General features: G+C 67.8%; 12 protein-coding genes and 2 pseudogenes. 9 read left to right on the top strand and 5 right to left on the bottom strand.

The genetic code is table 11. From position 1 onward, the window contains the following. Positions 1-986: 986 nt before the first annotated feature. The 4 genes and pseudogenes from OG819_RS05020 to OG819_RS05005 form a co-directional block, all read left to right on the top strand. Complete coding sequence (locus OG819_RS05020) at positions 987-4610, top strand: SGNH/GDSL hydrolase family protein (RefSeq protein ID WP_266648214.1); 3624 nt, start codon at positions 987-989, stop codon at positions 4608-4610. A 62-nt stretch (positions 4611-4672) separates the two neighbouring features. After that, positions 4673-5194, top strand: a complete 522-nt coding sequence (locus OG819_RS05015; RefSeq protein WP_266628832.1) for a hypothetical protein — start codon at positions 4673-4675, stop codon at positions 5192-5194. Between the two features lie 72 nt (positions 5195-5266). Continuing rightward, on the top strand, positions 5267-5734 hold the full coding sequence (locus tag OG819_RS05010; RefSeq protein WP_266628834.1) for a DUF6234 family protein: 468 nt from the start codon (positions 5267-5269) through the stop codon (positions 5732-5734). 344 nt (positions 5735-6078) lie between these two features. After that, positions 6079-6293: pseudogene (locus OG819_RS05005) on the top strand (NAD(P)-binding domain-containing protein); the annotation flags it as partial. Positions 6294-6349: 56 nt separating this feature from the next. On the opposite strand, the gene OG819_RS05000 reads toward OG819_RS05005, so the two are convergent. Further along, a complete protein-coding gene (locus OG819_RS05000) occupies positions 6350-6907 on the bottom strand; it encodes a glycoside hydrolase family 25 protein (protein ID WP_266628836.1) in 558 nt (185 codons plus the stop codon). A gap of 140 nt (positions 6908-7047) precedes the next feature. Here OG819_RS05000 and OG819_RS04995 point away from each other — a divergent pair, with 140 nt between their 5' ends. Continuing rightward, the gene (locus OG819_RS04995; RefSeq protein WP_266648212.1) at positions 7048-7695 is read left to right on the top strand and encodes a hypothetical protein; all 648 of its coding nucleotides are present in this window, start codon (positions 7048-7050) and stop codon (positions 7693-7695) included. Positions 7696-7997: 302 nt separating this feature from the next. Here OG819_RS04995 and OG819_RS04990 read toward each other — a convergent pair whose 3' ends face one another. Next, a complete protein-coding gene (locus OG819_RS04990) occupies positions 7998-8477 on the bottom strand; it encodes a hypothetical protein (RefSeq protein ID WP_266648210.1) in 480 nt (159 codons plus the stop codon). A 70-nt stretch (positions 8478-8547) separates the two neighbouring features. On the opposite strand from OG819_RS04990, the pseudogene OG819_RS04985 reads away from it, so the two are divergent. Continuing rightward, positions 8548-8949 (top strand): annotated as a pseudogene (locus OG819_RS04985) (nucleic acid/nucleotide deaminase domain-containing protein); the annotation flags it as partial. A gap of 102 nt (positions 8950-9051) precedes the next feature. On the opposite strand, the gene OG819_RS04980 reads toward OG819_RS04985, so the two are convergent. The 3 genes from OG819_RS04980 to OG819_RS04970 all read right to left on the bottom strand — a co-directional run bounded on the left by OG819_RS04980 (position 9052) and on the right by OG819_RS04970 (position 11798). Then, on the bottom strand, positions 9052-10221 hold the full coding sequence (locus tag OG819_RS04980) for an IS630 family transposase (protein WP_266648208.1): 1170 nt from the start codon (positions 10219-10221) through the stop codon (positions 9052-9054). Between the two features lie 114 nt (positions 10222-10335). Next, positions 10336-11169 (bottom strand): SDR family NAD(P)-dependent oxidoreductase, encoded by an 834-nt coding sequence (locus OG819_RS04975; RefSeq protein WP_266648207.1) that lies wholly within the window; start codon positions 11167-11169, stop codon positions 10336-10338. Further along, positions 11166-11798: a TetR/AcrR family transcriptional regulator gene (locus tag OG819_RS04970; protein ID WP_266648206.1), complete on the bottom strand. Its 633-nt coding sequence runs from the start codon at positions 11796-11798 to the stop codon at positions 11166-11168. The genes OG819_RS04975 and OG819_RS04970 overlap by 4 nt, the downstream gene beginning before the upstream one ends. A 54-nt stretch (positions 11799-11852) precedes the next feature. Here OG819_RS04970 and OG819_RS04965 point away from each other — a divergent pair, with 54 nt between their 5' ends. The 3 genes from OG819_RS04965 to OG819_RS04955 all read left to right on the top strand — a co-directional run bounded on the left by OG819_RS04965 (position 11853) and on the right by OG819_RS04955 (position 18029). Continuing rightward, the gene (locus OG819_RS04965; RefSeq protein ID WP_266648204.1) at positions 11853-12572 is read left to right on the top strand and encodes an SDR family oxidoreductase; all 720 of its coding nucleotides are present in this window, start codon (positions 11853-11855) and stop codon (positions 12570-12572) included. Between the two features lie 197 nt (positions 12573-12769). Continuing rightward, entirely contained in the window at positions 12770-16651 is a 3882-nt protein-coding gene (locus OG819_RS04960; RefSeq protein ID WP_266648203.1) for a ricin-type beta-trefoil lectin domain protein, read from the top strand. A gap of 115 nt (positions 16652-16766) precedes the next feature. Next, positions 16767-18029, top strand: coding sequence for an IS4 family transposase (locus OG819_RS04955; RefSeq protein WP_266648201.1), 1263 nt, complete (start codon positions 16767-16769; stop codon positions 18027-18029). Positions 18030-18087: the final 58 nt, after the last annotated feature.

Raw genomic sequence — 18087 nt, 5'->3', positions numbered from 1 at the left:
ATCCACCAGCAGCGGCTGTTTGACTCCGCTCTTTAGGGTCGTGGTCATCGAAGCAAAGTTGAGGGCGGCGACCCGGATTTCTCCGCGACCGATGGACGCGGCAGGCAGGCCCGGTGCTGTGACGAAGGGGAGCGCTCCGTCGAATGTAGTCACGCCGGTGTGCCAGTTCAGCGATGAGCCTTTGATCGACCTGGAGTTGTGTGCCCCGTGCCACATATGAGTCCGCTGTGAAAATTGTGAATGACACGCACTGTGGCGCACTGATACGTTCCGAGTGACCACAGAACCGAACATTGGTTCCTAGCGCACGTTTTCGACGGGGGGATGTTGCGCTATGTCTGCATGTCACTTTGCTGCCACACACGCGCAGCTGCACCTCAGACCAGCCCGGCCGGTGACCACCACACGACTACCCGGCCCGCGTGACCGTCACGCTCTCCCTCCTTCACTGACGGCGCCGTTCGTTCCATCGCAGTTGAAAAACGTAGAAGGAGACCCCACTTGAGACGCAACGCCATGCTGAGGCGTGCGCAATTACCGGTGACAGCAGCTCTCACCCTGGCTCTGTCCTCCGGTGTTGCCACGATGCAGGCATATGCTGCGGCCGGCCCGCAGGGGGAAGCCAAGGGCTGGTCGACACCGGCCGCACACGACCCGGGGAGACCGAGCCCGGCGACCAACCCACCGCCGTCCCGACGGACCGACGCTCAAACGTCCTTGGCAAGGACTACAAGAGGTCGTCCGACCAGGCCTTCACCACCTCCGGTGACGGAACCGGCTTCCACGTCCTCATCGCGGACGAGAAGCAGGGGTACGCCTGGAATACGGCGGCGACCCTGTCCGAGCCTGGCTTCGACACCGACACCTGGATCGGCAACGCCTGCCTGACCGAGTCCGGGAAGTACGCGGCCGTCGCCTACGCGCCCCGCACCTTCACCAACAAGCCCGAGCTGATGACGCGCGGAGCGTTCACCGCCGTCGTTGACATGACCGACGGTCATGTCACGAAGCTGCCGTTCCAGGCCACCCTGGGCTACTTCTCCCCGGGGTGCGGCCAGGGCGAGGGGGCGGTATTCACGGCACTGACCAACGACCGGTCAGCGAAGAACCAGACCCGGCTGATCACGGTCGACGCGAGGACCGGGAAGGTCGGCACCAAGCAGACGGTCACCGGGCAGGTGACCTCGGCTGTGCCTACCGACCAGGGCATCGTTGCCGCCGCCGACAACCACATCGTGAGCGTCAAGGGCGGCAGGACCCGCGACATCGCCACCACGAAGGCATGGCCCTTCCAGCTCAAGGTCGACGCCGACAACGGTGTCACGTTCATCGACCCGGATCCCCAGGCGTCGAAGGCACGCGGCGCCGTGGCGGCGCGGAACACCGCCACGGTCTCCCGCGTCAGCGCCGAACAAATCGAGAAGGCCGACGGCCGGAGCAGGCCCGCCAGGCTCGCGCAGGGCAAGCTCGACGAGTTCGACCTCACCGCCACGCCCTCGGGCAGGGTGTACGTGACCGGTAAGGCCGCCTCCACCTCGCGCGCTGCGGACGGCGAGCTGAACAACCCCGGCGGCATCGACAAGGACGCCCAGGTCTCCAGCCGGGGACAGGCCGTCGTCACCGCCCGCTGGGCGGACGGCAAGGACTCCCGGATCCGCCCGGAGGAGGCCCTGGAAGCCCGCACCGTCCGTACCACGGTGAAGGCCCTGGACACCCGCAAGACCGTCGTCCTGGACGCGCACCCCGGCTCCGAGCCCATCGGCGGGCAGCGCGAGGTCACACAGGGAACGCAGACGAGCCCGATCCTGCTCGCGCAGGGCGCGAAGACCCCGGTCAGGACACTAGCGGCGGTCAACGACCCGGTCGAAGCCGACCGCTACTGCTCGGTCCCGCGCAACGACCCCACGAAGCAGGCCTTCCAGCCCACCCCCCGCCAGGTCGAGTGGGCCGTCGACCAGGCCATCGTCGGCAAGCTCAATAAGGGCGCGACACGGCCGGCGAACTGGAAGAACACCGGCATGGCGGCCTACGCCCCGCAGACGATCTTCCCGCTGACGCCGCTCGCGGGCGGATCCAGCGAGGACTGGCACGTGCCCGCGCAGGTGATGCTCGGCATCACGGCGCAGGAGTCGAACATGTGGCAGGCCACCCGGCTGGCGGTGCCCGGCGTCACGGGCAACTCGCTGATCGGCAACTTCTACGGCGTCAAGTACGCCGCCGACGGCCAGCAGCAGGACCCCTGGGCGATCGACTTCGCCAAGGCTGACTGCGGCTACGGCATCACGCAGGTCACCGACGGCATGCGGATGCACGGCAAGGAGAAGGACGGCGAGCAGCCCAAGACCACGACGCAGCAGGAAGCCGCCGCGCTGGACTACGCCGCGAACATCGCGGCGGGTGTCAACATCCTCATCGGTAAGTGGAACGACACCCGCAAGGACGGCCTGACCATCAACGACGGCCATCCGAAGTACATCGAGAACTGGTTCTACGCGCTGTGGGCGTACAACGCGGGGTACTACCCCAAGTCGGCGCCGCAGAACGGCAAGTGGGGCGTGGGCTGGACGAACAACCCGGCCAACCCGCTGTGGAAGGAGAACCGGACCCCTTTCCTGGAGAGCGCCGACGGCAAGGACGACTACAGCCACGCCGCGCACCCGCAGGACTGGCCGTACGAGGAGAAGGTGATCGGCTGGGCCGCCCGTCCGATCTCCGCCATGTTCAAGCCGGGCGACATGCAGGCGGGCTATCGCGCCGCGTGGTGGAACTCCACCGACGCCCGCACCTCCGCCAAGCCGCCCATCTTCACCTTCTGCGGCTCGCAGAACGATTGCGTGCCCTCGAAAATCGGTGATGGCGCCTCCAACGACGACGGCAAGGGTCCGTGCGCTCTGCCCGGTGACCCCAACAGCAACAACCCGCTGTATCTGAAGTGCTGGTGGAACCAGCCGGTCAGCTGGAAGAACTGCACCACCGAGGCCCGGTGCGGCAACCCGGTCCACCGGTTCGACGACACCTATCCCGAGCAGCCCGACGAGAACTCCTACCCGCCGCGCTGCAACACCGGCCTGCCCTCCGGGTCCCTGATCGTGGACGACCTGCCCAACGGCACCGTTCCCGCCGGCACTTCGGGACGTACCTGCACGGTGAGTTCGCAGGGCTCCTTCCAATTCACCTTCGCCGGCGAGAACGGCACGTACTCGTCCAAGATGGATCTGCACCAGATCGGCGCGGGCAACAACAACCACTTCTGGATGGCGCGTACCCGCTGGCTGGCGACCGCCGACGGCAAGCGGCTGCAGGTCTCCGGCAAGTGGACGCTCAGCGGCAGCCAGCGCGGCTGGATGCGCGTCTTCGTGCATATGCCCGACCACGGCGCCCACACCCGGCAGGCCGCCTACCGGATCGGCGGCACCGACTCGCTCTCGCCCCTCCGGGTGCAACCGCAGCGGATTCGCCAGAACAAGTGGGTCGACCTGGGCGTGTTCAACTTCACCGGCACGCCGACGGTGACCCTCGACACCGACACCGACGACGGCACCGGCGACGAGGACATCGCCTGGGACTCGGTGGCCTTCCAGCCGCTGTCGGCCAAGCCGAAGGACTTCGTCGTCGCCATGGGCGACTCGTACTCCTCCGGTGAGGGCGCCTCCGAGGGCAACCGGGACTACTACCCTGAGACCAATTACCTGGACAAGCAGGACAACAAGACCCGCAACGCCTGCCACCGCTCCACCCAGGCGTGGTCGCGCCAAGCGACGATCCCAGGCCGGTCGGCGTCGATCGGAACCCTGGCCGACAGCTACGGCACCGACATGGACTACCACTTGATCGCCTGCTCCGGCGCCCGTACCTACAACATGGTGCACAACGGCATCGTGCAGTCCAACGGCGGCGAGAAGACGCAGATCGACAAGGGCTACCTGGACCAGAACACCACCCTGGTCACCCTCTCCATCGGCGGCAACGACGCCCGCTTCTCCGCCATCATCCAGAAATGCCTGCTCGCGGTGAACGGCGGCAACTGCAAGGACAAAACCTTCGAAGACGGCGACACCGACAAGCAACTGGCCGGTCGGGACCGCAAGTTCATCGGGCAGCCGCTGGAGCAGGCCGCGGCCGGCATCATCAACGAGATCGTACGGCCGGACATCACCAAGGTCCTGGCGGAGATCCACGAGAGGGCCCCGAAGGCGAAGATCGCGCTGATGGGGTACCCGCCGCTGATCGAGGACCGGGGCGCGTGCCTGAGCATCACGGTGCCCGGGGTCGGGCAGATCGGTCTGTCCGCGTCCTCCTCGGACTGGCTCAACAGCGTGGCCGACACACTCGCGGCCGCCATGCAGCAGTCGGTGGACGACGCCAAGGCCACGGGCATCCAGGCATGGTTCTCCAACCCCAAGCAGAACTTCGCGGGCAAGGCCGTCTGCGGCAACCCCGAATCCGTCCACGGCATCGTCAAGACGCTCGTGGATTCGGACCAGCCGAAGCTGGACTACCCAGTCCTCGAGAACTACGGCCTGTCGGCCCAGTCCTTCCACCCGAAGATCGCCGGCGCCCGCCTGTACGCCGACTCCCTGGAACGCACCTTCACCGGCATGGGCCTGTAGCCCTGCCGTCCCTCAGGGGCCCCGCTCCCCGCGGGCCCCATCTGACCCGAACGGAGACCATCATGAGGAAGCTTCTGTCCACCGCCGTCGCCGGTGGCGCCACCGCCCTCGCGCTCGTCGCCCTGGCCGCCGCGCCGGCCTCGGCGGGCACCACCGACTCCCAGTTCGACGTGATCTTCCCTGGCGCCAAGCCGCAGACCACGTACTACGTCCAGAACACCGCCACCCTCTCTGGCAGCATGACCGGGAAGTCGGTCATGAGCTGGCAGATCGTCGACGACCAGGTCATCGACAACTCCAAGCGGTTCACCAGCTTCAAGATCACCACGCGGATCGAGGAGCGCCTGACCAAGACCACCGAGGACCACGTCGTCACGTCGAAGACGTGCGACTTGACCAAGCTCGTCAACGACAACTACTCGTGGTTCCAGGTGGAGCCCGCGAACACCTGCGTCGCGCCGTCCACGGTCTACGACGGCGAGCTGTGGTGGTCGACGGACTCGACGATCGTCTACGACATCGAGGGCGACGACAAGGGCGCCATCACCCAGGAACTTGTCGGTTCGCCTCTGATCCACGGCTGACATCCGCACAACGCCGGGTCCTGAGTACCTGCACTCAGGACCCGGTCCTGCTTTCGAGAGAAACTTGTGCCCATGACCGATCCCGCGTCTCCAAGGCCCTCCGGCCTGCCGCAGTTCCGCGGTGGCGACGTGCCGCCCCCGCGAACCGGACGCCGGTGGCTGCCCCTGGCCGGGGACATCGCACTGGCCGCCGGGCTGCTCGTCCTCGACGGCATCGGGGCCGTCGCGGCCTTCCTGCTCGGCATCGACTACAGCGGCTGGAAGCCGTTCGATCCCGGCGCGGACAACTCCGACATCGCTCTCACCCCCAACTGGCTGTATGTGGGCATCGCCGGCGGTGTCATATTGCTGACCGCAGCACTGCTGTACCTGCTCCGCGCCGTCGTCAGCGCCTGCCTGCAGGTACTCGTCGGCATCGTCGTACTGATCATCGCCATAGGCGGCGCACAGATCGACGAAGACCGCGGCGCCCGGGCCGACACGTCCGTGTCCGGCCACCTTGGGTATTCAGCGGAATTGGGTGATCCGACGCCCCGATGAAGATCGCGTAGGCCGGGAACCCGGTGGCCCCGAGGAGATCTCGGGGCCACCGGGTCCCGCCGTTCGGAACCGAACCTACTGGCGGGTTACTTGCTCCCTGGCGTCCGAGCCAGGACTGCAGGGCCAACTTGCTACGCAACCAAGATCAATCTCGCCGATACTGGCTGTGCCATTGGTCCCCAAGGCCTGCTTCCGCGCCCTGGGCGACGCCGTCGTACCCGGTGGCACGCTGGTCGTCCACGGCCGGCTCGACCGGGCCCCCACGGAAATGCCCACCAACTGGCCGCTGACCGTCCACGGCTACGCCAACCCGCACGTCTCCCGGAACACCGAGGGGCGCCGCCGTGCCTCGCACTACATCAACTCGGGTCGCGCCGACGGCACCCTGCGGCGGCAACATCGGCGGCAACCTCACACGACGGCTCACCGCCCTCGGACACGACGTCTCCGTCGCGAACTCCCGCGGTCCGGGGCGCTCGGCGCGCTCGCCGAGGAGACCGGGGCGACCCCCGTCAAGGTCGAGGACGCGGCGCGCGGCGCCGAGGTCGTCGTCGTCACGGCTGGACGACACCCCCCGCCGTCCCCCTCGGCTTCCGGACGAGATCAGGCGGCCCGTCAGCCCCCTGCCGCCCACTCCCGCAGCGCGGCCTTGCTGCCGAAGTCCGCGACGTTTCTGTCCAGGGGCTCGTCGGTGTACTGGTGGAAACGCCACGACGCCTTGATGCGGGGCTTGCCCGCGGTCACGTAGTCGGCGATCCACAGGCCGTCCCCGGCGTACGAGGTGGTGTCGACGGTGAGCCAGTAGTTGCGGTTGGTATAGAGGAGAACCCGGTGGTTCGGCCGAAGCTCCTTCACCGTCCGGATGAAATGGTCCTTCTCGGCATTGCTCGCGTGCGTGCCGTCACCGGTGGCCTCCCAGTCGACGGCGAGCAGGTCCCCGGCCTTCTCAGGGGCCTTGCCGACGAAGTACTCAACCTGTGCGGTGATGTCGCCGGGCCACAGGAAGTGGTAGAACCCGACGACGCACCCGGCGTCCCGGGCCGTCTTCACCTGCGCGGCGAGTTTCGGGTTGACGTACGAACGGCCCTCCGTCGCCTTGACGAAGACGAACGAGAGGCCTTCGGTGGAGAAAGAGGACGACTGATAGGCGCTGACGTCGATGCCGCGCAGCATGGGCGACTCCTCCGTGCGTGGGGGGATGGACACGTACCGTCATGTCGGATACGTGCGGGGGCCGACTTCCCTTCAGATGCCCCCACTTCCCCCACCACAGCCTCGAACACCGGCCCGGACACGGAACCTCCGCATCCGCCGTGCGGGGAACCCGCGCCGCGTGTGGCACCGGGGATGTTCCGGGGCTACGCGCCGCCGCCGGCGACGTGCACACCGTCGGCATCGCGGGCGTCGACGGGGATCCAGCCGACCCGGCGCTCGGCGCCGAGCAGGACACGGGCCGCGGCGAGGATCTCCTCGTCGTCCTCGACCCCGGAGCCTTGGAGACACCCGCATTCGGTCACAAGGTGCTGGCCGGTCATGTCACCCCGCAGCGCAGGGCGCTCGACGCGTTGGGCCCGGCCTGCGGAGTGACCGGCAGCCCCTCGAGCCCGGCGAGGTGCTTGAGCTGCTGCTGCGGAGCCTGGGGCTCGCGGCGTCGGAGATCCCCGCGAACCACGAGGCCCGGGGCCGCTCGTACCGGATCCTGCCGGGCCGGCCGGCGCCTGCTCGTCCTGCTGGACAACGCGGCTTCGGCGGAGCAGGTCCGTCCGCTGCTCCCGGGCAGCCCGTCCTGCTGCGTCGTCGTCACCAGCCGCAACCGGCTCGGCGATCTCGTGGTCCGGGACGGGGCACACACCCTGCCGTTGGACCTCCTCCGGCCGGCCGAGGCCCACGCGCTGCTGAGCGAGGTACTCGGCGCGGAGCGGACCGGCTCTCCGCCGAACCGCTCGCGGCCGACGAACTGATCCGGCTGTGCGGCAGTCTTCCGCCGGCGCTGCGTGGGGCCGCCGCCAGGCCGGCGGACGATCCGGGCCTGCGCCTGGCCGATCTGGTCACCGAGATGTCCGAGGGCAACCGGCTGGAGGCGCTGCAGCCGGACGATGACGACAACTCCCCTTTGCGGACGGCCTTTTCCGCGTCGTACCGAGTGCTGACTCCTGCCGCGCGCAGGCTGTTTCGCCTGCTCGGCCCGTTCCCCTGTCCAAGATCCGGGGTCAGGGCCCGTGACCCCGTCGACGAAGCCTCGGGCGAGATCGAGGCTGAGTGGTCAGCGGTAGATGACGATGAAGGAGGTCAGGAGCAGCGTGGCCGCGGTGGACAGCCCCAGGATCCTGTAGGGCCGCCATGCCGTCAGTGCCACGGAGGCGGCCCATACCGCTCCCACCACGACGGCCGGCCACTTGCCGACTGTGCTCAGCGCGGCATTGAGCGGGAACGGTGCCAGCAGGAGCGTCGGCGGGATGACCGTCAGCCCGGGGCGGATGCCCAGGAGCCTGTACGCCACGATCAGCCCGACGAGTGCGATGGCGAACGAGGCGGCGAACGAGAGGACCGGCCACGGCGTCAGGCACACACTGGTCTCATCGGCGCACACGCGGGCGTCGTAGGCGTACGCCTCCTGCACAAGATGGATCGACAGGTAGGTGAGAGCGGCACCGGTTGCGGCAGCGCCCGGGATGCGTACGGCCAGAGCCCCACCGGATGGCGCCACAGGTTCGTCGTGCCGCTGTATCGAAGTAGCGTCCATGACAAAATTCTCTCTGGTCGTGACGGCCGGGGCCTGAGTACGCGTACTCAGGCCCCGGCAGGGCGCTGGACCGACCGGTGACTACGTGGTTGCCAACAGCAAGTTCAGCGGCCACTCCGAGACGGAGATCCTGGACCAGTTGAAGGAAAAGGGCGTCGACCCCAAGAAGATCACCGCTTTGTACACCGAACGGCAGGGGTTCGACTTCACGGTCCTGAGCGAATTCCGTGACCGGGTAGCCGAAGGCGCCCGCGCGGACCGGCTCTTGGCGCTGTTCGTGGACCGGCTTGCGGAGGCTGGGCTGGTCAGGCGGCGGGGACGGATCCGGACGGATTCCACCCATGTGCCGGCGGCGGTCCGCCGTCTGAACCGGGGCGAACTGGTCGCTGAGACGCTGCGTTGTGCTCTGGAGGATCTCGCGCTGCAGGGCGTTTCTGGGGACTTTCCGCCGCATAAGCAGGGAAGGCCCTGACAGCGCTGAAAGACACGAACGCGCTGGTCAGGGCCTGTTTCCCTAGCACTCGATGATGTTGACCGCCAGCCCGCCCCGGGCCGGAAGTCCTTCGGGGGTTGATCAAGCTGCCAGCGCGACGGAGAATTCTTCCTGTCGATCGGCGGGTGTGTGCCGGTCGAGTCTGGCCAGCAGATCGTCCAGGTCGGAGGTGGTGAACCTCCACTGGAACGGCTGTGCCGTGGCGTTGTAGCGGTCTTCGAATGCTCGGAGCCGGTCCCGGACCTGGGTCAGGTCGGTGAAGTCGTTGGGCGAGACGACCTTGCGTTGGACGATGGAGAAGAAGATCTCGATCTGGTTCGTCCAGGAGGCGTGGACGGGGGTGTGGACCATGACCGCGTTCGGGAACGCTGTGGCCAGGCGATCGATGGCTTTCTTCCCCCGGTGGGAGGAGCCGTTGTCGACGATCCAGAAGACGCGTCTGGCACTGGCGTAGGGCTCGGTGCTCATGATCTGGGTGGCCAGGTTCATGAAGGGCACGATGCCGGTCTTCGGCTCGCAGCGGCCGAAGACCTTCGCCTGATGGACGTCGTAGGCGGCCAGGTAGGCCAACGCGCCGCCGCGGTCGTATTCGTGGTTGACGCGCATCGCCCGGGCCTGCCCCGGCGCCAGGGTCGGGTGGCAGCGGCAGCGCGCCTGAATGGAGGTCTTCTCGTCGCTGGAGATGACGTACTCGTCCTCGCCAAGCGGTTCGCCGTCGAAGGTACGGGCGTACAAGTCCAGGACCCGCTGGGCCGTGGCGCGGAAGTTCGGGTCGCGGATGAAGATCCAGGACCGGTACTGCCAGGGCTTGAGCGCGTCCTGGTGCAGCCAGCGGCGCACCGTGGACGCCGAGACGGTATCGATGATGCCGCGCGCGGTCAGCTCGGCGGCCAGTTCCGGGCACGACCACCGCGGCAGCGGTGCCTCGGTCTCGGCGGGCAGCTGGCAGGCCAGCGCCATGGCCTCGGCGACCTGCACGGGGGTGAACCGTGCGGGGCGGCCGCTGCGCTTGCGGTCGGCCAGGGCCGGCAGCCCGCCGTGGGCGAAGCGGCCGCGCCAGGTCCGCACGGTGTCTATGTGCAGCCCGGTGTCGCGGGCGATGCGTGCGTTGGAGCACCCGCGGGCCGCATGCAGCACGACGGTGGCACGTTGCCGGGCCTGGTGCTCGGTCTTGTGACCGTAGGCCGCCTTCTTCAGTCGGTGCCGCTCGGAGGCGGTCAGGACGATCGGACGGGCGGCGGCAACGGGCATGCAGACAGGCCGATCACGAGAAGTGGATCACGACGGACCGTAGTCTGCGGCCCTTGGTCCTGCGAGCGTCGGGCAGGATGGCGGCCATGCCCACGGCCTCAACTTCAGCGGCACTCAACACAGGGGGCTCTCGGCTTTGGTGAGTTCCAGGCTTGCCTGCCACAGACGTAGTCGGTCCTCGCTGTCGTATGCCTGGGAATGAGCGCGTGCGTCGCGGGTGCGGTCATAGAAGCGTCCGGTGGTACCGGCGAGTACCGGATCGGTGACGAGCCGGTGGGTGGCGGTCACTCCTTGGTCCAGCGTGTCGATGCTGTGTCCGATCTCGGCGAGGACGATCTTGGTCGGCATGTAGGTGGCGGGGTGGAGGCTGTTGACCGTGACCTCGTCGGCGGGCAGGCGTGCGGCGAGTTCGAAGCCGGACGTGATCTGGGCGAGCTTGCTCTGACCGTAGGCCCGGGTGCCGTCGTAGTCGTGCTCCAGCATCAGATTCTCGAAGTCGAGCGGGTGCTGGCCGATGGAGGCGACGTTGACGATGCGGGCCGGCGCTGACGCGCGCAGCAGCGGCAGGAGTTCGAGGGTGAGCAGGAAGCCGGCGAGGTAGTTGACGGCGAAGCGCAGCTCGTGGCCGTCGGCGCTGGTGCGGCGGGTGCGGCCGTCCGGTTGCCCGCCGCCGATGCCGGCGTTGTTCACCAGGACGTCGAGTCGGTCCACCGATGCGCGAATCTCAGCGGCCATGCGGCGGACCTGGTCGAGGTCGGCGAGGTCCGTGGTCACGGTCCGGGGCCTGGATACGCCGCGGGCCGTGAACTGGTCTGCGATGCGGTCGAGTTTGGCCTGGTTGCGGCCGTGCAGGATCAGGTCGGCGCCGTCGGCTGCCAGGCGTTCGGCCAGGGCCAGGCCGAGGCCGTCGGTGGCGCCGGTGATGAGGATGGTGCGGGAAAGGGTCATTGCTGGTCTCCCAGGTCGTTCGCTGTGTTGGTCGGGGGTTGAGCGGCCTGCGTGAGGGTGGCCGTGAGGTCCTCGACGAGGTCGTCGCCCATGGGCTGGCGCGTGGCCAGGAGGCGGTACCACAAGGTGCCGAACACGATGTCCAGGACGGTGGACGCGGCAGGGCGGGGCGGCAGGTCGCCCCGTGTCCGGGCCCGATCGAGGACGACCTGGAGCGCGTCGCGCCGGCGCTGCAGAAAGGCGCTGCGGAAGAGTTGGCCGAACTCCTCGTTGATCTGGGCCTCCGCCATCAGGACGCGCAGGATGTCGCCGACGCGCTGCTGGCGGCCGAGCCGGAACGTGTCCTCCAGGAAGGCCCGTATGTCGTCGGTATAGGAGCCGTGGTCGACGTTCGTGATGTGCAGATCGGCTTTCACTGCGAGTGCTTCGAGGAGAACGTGGGCCCTGGAGGGCCACCAGCGGTAGATCGTCTGTTTGCCGCATCCGGCGCGGTTGGCGATCCCTTCGATCGTCAGGCCCGCGTAGCCGGCCTCGCCGACCAGTTCGAACGCCGCGACCAGGATCGCCATCCGGCTCTCCTCGCTGCGCTTGCGTCCCGGGCGTGACTCCGAAGGGTGTTGCTTGTCCATGACCATGGAGGCTAGCTTAATGCGAGACGCAGCGGTTCGAAATGAGGAGACATCATGCTCCAGCGCACTGCCCTCGTGGTCGGGGGAACGTCCGGTATCGGGCTCGCAACGGCCCGCCTGCTCCAGGCACGTGGTGCCACGGTGCACATCGCCGGCCGCAGCAAGGAGCGCCTTGACGACCTTGCCGTCACCGACGCCGGACTGGTCGGGCACCGGGCCGACGCCGGAAACCCTGACGAGATGACCGCCCTCGCCGAGGCGACCGGCAGCATCGACTGGCTGGTCCTGGCGGCCGGCGGAAGCGAAGGGCCGGGGCCGGTAGCCGATCTCGACCTGACGATGCTGCGACGCGCGTTCGAGGCCAAGTTCTGGCCGCACGTCACCACGATCCAGGCGGTCCTACCGCACCTCACACCGGACGGGTCGATCACCCTGCTCAGTGCCATCACCGCGCGGACCGGCATGCCGGGCACCGCCGGCATCGCCGCGCTCAACGGCGCCGTCGAGGCCCTGGTCAGGCCGCTGGCCGCGGAACTCGCTCCGAAACGGGTGAACGCTGTCTCTCCCGGGCTCGTCGACACGCCCTGGTGGAACGGCCTGCCGGAAGACGCCAAGCGCGAGTACTTCGCACAAACGGCCGCCACTCTGCCGGTCCGCCACATCGCCTCGGCACAGGAGATCGCCGAGGTGGTGGCCCTGGCCGCCACCAATACCAACCTCACCGGCACCATCATCGAGACCGACGGGGGCGCGCGTCTGGTCTCGCTCGGCTGACCCGCTCACCGCGCCGTCGGTGTTCTGCCCTGCCGCCTCACCTCGGCAGGGCAGAACACCGACGCTCAAAACCCAACACCGGGGCATACACAATCTTTAGGACAGTCCCGGGCGCCGACGAGGTCGACACCACGGCACCGGCCGGAGGCCGCTCCACCGCCTCCTTCACCAACGCCCTCGGCCAGACCACCAGCACGGTGGTGAAGAACACCGGCTCCACCGTCACCCTGCCCGCAGGCTCGGTGATCCCTTCGGGGACGTCGCTGACCTCCGACAGCGTGCGCCTGACGATGCAGTCGGACGGCAACCTCGTGCTGTCCGCCCTGGCGACCGGCGCGACCATCTGGTCGTCGGGCACCTCCGGCCACGCCGGCGCCTGGGCCAAGTTCGGCACCGACGGCAACCTGGTCGTCTACAGCACGGCCGCGGCCCAGCTGTGGACCACCGGCCTGACCGCGACCACCGGCGCCACCTTCCAGGTCCGCAACGACTCCACCACGGCCGTCGTCGCTTCCAACGGCACCACCATGTTGTGGAAGCAGGGCACGGCAGGCGCCGTCGCGGCCGCGGACGCCACCACCAAGTACACCTACACCCCCGCGGGCCAGGTCGACACGATCAAGGACAACGCGGGCAACGCCTGGTCGTACACCTACAACCTGCTCGGCCAGAAGCTGACCCAGACCGACCCGAACACCGGCAAGACCACCTTCGACAAGTACGACATCGCCGGCAACCTGCTCCAGATCACCGACGGCCGCGGCCAGGCACTGTCCTTCGCCTACGACTGGGACAACCGCGCCACGGCCGAGTACGCCGCCGCTTGGTCGTCCACTCCCGACCAGTCCAAGCTGCTGGTCTCCCACGTGTACGACACCCTGGAGAAGGGCTACGAGACCTCAGCCACCCGCTACGTCGGGGGCGTCTCCGGATCGGCGTACACCCAGGCCGTCACCGGTTACAACACGGCCTACCAGCCGTTGGGGACGACGCTGACGATCCCGTCCGGCGACGGCTTCGCCGCGGCCGGCCAGTCCAGCGCACCCACCAGTGGCAGCGTCACCTACACCTCCACATCCCGCTACACCCCCAACGTCGGGCTGCTGTCCACCACGCACTACCAGGCGGACGGCAACCTGCCGGCCGAGGACATCGACTACGGCTACACCCAGCAGGGCAACCTCGACGGCATCGGCGGCTTCATCAACTCCGCCAACACCCCCGCCTACCTCGACACCGCCGTCCATGACGCGTTCGGACGCGTGCTGCAGGCCAACTACGGTCCGGTGGGTAAGGAGTTGGCGACCTTCGCCCAGTACGACGCCACCACCGGGCGCGTCACCCAGTCCAGCAGCATGGTGCAGACCTCGGCCACGGCCCTGGACGTCACCAACCTGCGCTACAACGCGGCTGGCGAACTCACCGGCGTCGACGACCTGCAGAACAACACCGCGCACGACACCCAGTGCTTCACTTACGACTCCTTCCAGCGCCTGACCGCCGCCTGGACCGACACGGCCGGCATCACCGACCCGAACGCGGCCACGCCCGGTGCGGTCGGAGGCTGCACCACCGCACGGGTGCAGACCACCACCACCGCCCCCATCACCGCCAGCACAGTCGGCGGCCCCGCCCCGTACTGGCAGACCTACACCTACGACCAGCTCGGCGACCGCACCGGCAGGGTCAACCATGACACCACCGGCAACGCTCTCAACGACACCACCCAGAGCGTCACTTACCCCGGCGTGAACGGCACCGCGTCAGCGACCCTGCCCGACCAGGCGGGGACAACAACCCTCACCAACCCGATCGGTACGGCGGCCATCGCCTCCACCTACACCGACCCCGCCTACAACAACGTCAACGCCGGGAACACCATCAGCCGAAAGGTGACCGCCACCGGACCGCTGACCAGCGCCTTCACCATCTCCGGCGGCGGCAAGCGGTGCATCGACGACGCGGGTGGCTCCACCACTGCCGGCACCAAGGTGCAGATCAACACCTGCAACGGCGCCACCAGCGAGAAGTGGACCATCGGCACCGACGGCACGGTGAAGGTCCTCGGCATGTGCCTGGACACCACGGGCAACGCCACCACCAGCGGCACCCTCGTCGTGATCGACACCTGCAAGACCGACGCCACCCAGAAGTGGAAGGTCACCACCACCGGCACCCTGGTCAGCAACGCCAACACCGCGATGTGCCTGACCGACCCGGCCGCCTCCGCCACCACCGGCACCCAGCTGACCCTCGCCACCTGCGGCGGCAGCGGCCAGACCTGGACCAACGCCGCCACCGGCGCTATCCCAGCCGGCCAGAGCCAGACCTTCACCTACGACGCCGAGGGCCGTACTGCGTCCGTCGCGACGACCTCCGGCACCCATACCAACACCAGCAAGTACCTCTACGACGCCAAGGGCGGCCTGCTCGAGCAGACTGCCGCGGTCGACGGCGTCGACAAGACCCGCATCCTCTACCTCTTCGGCGGCGCCGAGCAGATCACGCTCAACGTCAGCGCCAAGACGTGGACCGGCCTGCGCAACGTCACCGGGCCCGATGGCACCACCGTCACCCGCTCCAACACCGGCACGGTCACCTACCAGGTCGCGAACGGCCAGGGCACCGCCCTCACCGCCGTAGACGCCACCACCCTTGCCGTCACCCGCCGCTCCTACGACCCCTGGGGCAACCTCCGCGGCACCAAACCCAGTTCCTGGGTAGCACCGGACGAGAACCACGGCTACCTCGGCCAGCCCGCCGACCCCGTGACCGGCCTCGACCTGATGGGCGCCCGCCACTACGACCCCGTCACCGGCCGCTTCCTCACCCCCGACCCCATCTTCGAAGCGGGCGACCCCAATCAGATGGGCGGCTACACCTACGCAGGCGACAACCCCAGCACCGGCAGCGACCCCACTGGTCTGGCGCAGACATGCGGCGCATACGGCAACGCTTGCTACCCGGGCGGCGGTAAGAAGAAGCACCACAGCGGCGGCGACACCAAGACCTCCAGTGGCTCCACCGCCTCGCCCGCACCCTCCACCACGCCGACGCCGCCCACGGGACCGACCCCCACCTCGACGCAGACCCCGACCCCGACACTCGGTGAAACCCCCTGCCAGCCCGAGGACTTCGGCACCGATCGGTGCGAGAGCTACGACGGCGGACAGTTGATCTACACGGCCATCGGGATGGTGGTTCTCCCGGCCGCCACGTGGTGCATCGGCACCGGTGTCCTGGACTGTGTCGCAGGAGTGTTCACCGGCGCCGCGGATGCCGACGCGGGCGGCAGCATGCTTCTCGGCGTCGGCGTCGGCGGCCGCGTCGTGGGCATGGGCGTGAGCGCGGGCACTGCGCGGGCCATCGAAGAGGGAACAGCAGACGCCGCGGCAGCCGGCGCCGAAGCAAGTGCCGCGAGCGAAGCCCTCGACGACGCGGCCGACCTGGTCGCCGCCAAGCGCGCCAATGCGCAAGAACATGCGGCAGAGGCCACCACCGAAGCGGTCAAACCGAGCAAACCGGAAGCGGGGAACGCGGGTACGAAGCCCACGGAGTCGTCAGCCCGCTGCAGTTTCTCCCCCTCTACGCCCGTCCTCATGGCCGGCGGCAAGACCAAGGCGATCGGCAAGATCAAGGTCGGAGACAAGGTCGAGTCGGCCGACCCCAAGACGGGCAAGCACCAGGGCGCCCGCACCGTTCAGCACATCTGGATCAACCACGACAAGGACCTGCTCGACGTCACCGTCCGCGACAAGGACGGACACACGGCGACCCTCCACGCCACCGCCAACCACCCGTTCTGGGACGACACCACCCACACCTGGAAACCGGCCGGCGAACTCCGCCGCGGTGACGCCCTCAACACCGCAACCGACGGTCACGCCCACGTCGTCACGACACGCACCACAACCGGTACGGCGAACCGCTGGAACCTCACCGTCCAGGAACTCCACACGTACTATGTGCTGGCGGGGACCGTTCCTGTCCTGGTTCACAATACCAATAGCGCTTGTGATGTCGGCGATGGCTATCTGTACCGCGGTCTCGCCAAGGGGCAATGCCACTTAGATAAGTAACTGGTGTCCAGTCGTCCACATTTCCACAGCGACACACCCGGGCTGCCTGTGGATGGTCAACTATCCAAGTACCGGTGCTTTGTTATTTCCAGAAGACCGGCTACCTTCCTCGCCTATGGGTGGGGTGCTGGATGACTCGGCGGCAGTTTCGGGCGTGCGTCTAACTGACCGGGTGGGTGTTGGTGTTCTGACGCGCCTGGTCGACCGTGACCTGGTCGATGAGGTTCTCGTCGAGACGGGCCGGGCGGAAAAGCGGTCACGTCTGCTGCCGGCGCGTGTTGTTGTCTATTACGTGATGGGCTTGTGTCTGTTCTTCGGCGAGTCGTACGAGGAGGTGATGCGGCTTCTCGTTAACGGTCTGCGTTTTCTGGGGACCTGGCGCAAAGACTGGACAGTTCCCACGACGGGTGCAATTTCCCAGGCGCGCCGGCGTCTGGGACCGGAGCCGTTGCGGGTGCTGTTTGAGCGGGTGGCACTGCCCTGTGCGCGGCGGGGCACCCAAGGGGCGTGGCTGGGGCGGTGGCGTCTGATGGCCATCGACGGTTTCGTGCTGGATGTTCCCGACACCTCTGCGAATGACGCGAGGTTCGGCCGGTCGGGAGGGACGAAGAATCCGGCGCCTTTTCCCCAGGTGAAGATCGTGGGGCTGGGCGAATGCGGGACCCATGCCGTGGTGGCAGCACGGCTGGGGCCCTGGCGCGTGGACGAAGGTGTTCTCGCCGGGGAACTCGTCGTCGACTTCGAACCAGGCATGCTGGTTACCGCTGACCGGGGATTTTATGCGTACCGTCTTTGGGAAGCTGCCGCCGCTACTGGCGCGGATCTGCTGTGGCGCATGCCTGACGGACCTCACCTGCCAGTGGTGCGGCCCCTGAAGGACGGGTCGTACGAGTCGTTCCTGCTCGACCCGAAGGTCCGTCGTCGGCGTGCGGTCCAGCGACACCGCGGAACGGCGAACATCGAGGAACCGTCCGGAATTCCGGTCCGGGTCATCGAATACGAAGTGACGAATCGTGAAGGCAAGGGAGAGATCTTCTGCCTGATCACCACCATCATGGACCCCGATGAGGCAAGTTCTGCTGAACTTGCGGCCGCTTATGCCGAACGCTGGGAATTCGAATCCAGCCTGGACGAGATCAAAACTCATCAGCGAGGCCGTGGCGGCGTACTGCGCTCGAAGACACCGGACATGATCGAGCAGGAGATCTGGGCACTCCTCCTCACTCACTACGCGGTCCGGCATCTAATGTGCGAGGCAGCCGACCAGGCCGACATCGACCCCGACAGACTGTCCTTCATGCGGTCACTGCGCATTATCCGACGTCAGGTCACGGACCAGGCGGGCTTTTCCCCCTCGCCACCTCATGAACGCCCTTGAGGCAGCACACGCAGAAATCGTCGAAAGACTCAACCCCTGCCGGAGGAACCGCAGTAGC

Source organism: Streptomyces sp. NBC_01549 (assembly GCF_026339955.1).
Lineage (GTDB): Bacteria > Actinomycetota > Actinomycetes > Streptomycetales > Streptomycetaceae > Streptomyces.
The sequence above is the reverse complement of the archived record's forward strand: the minus strand, read 5'-3'. Positions and strand labels throughout refer to the sequence as shown.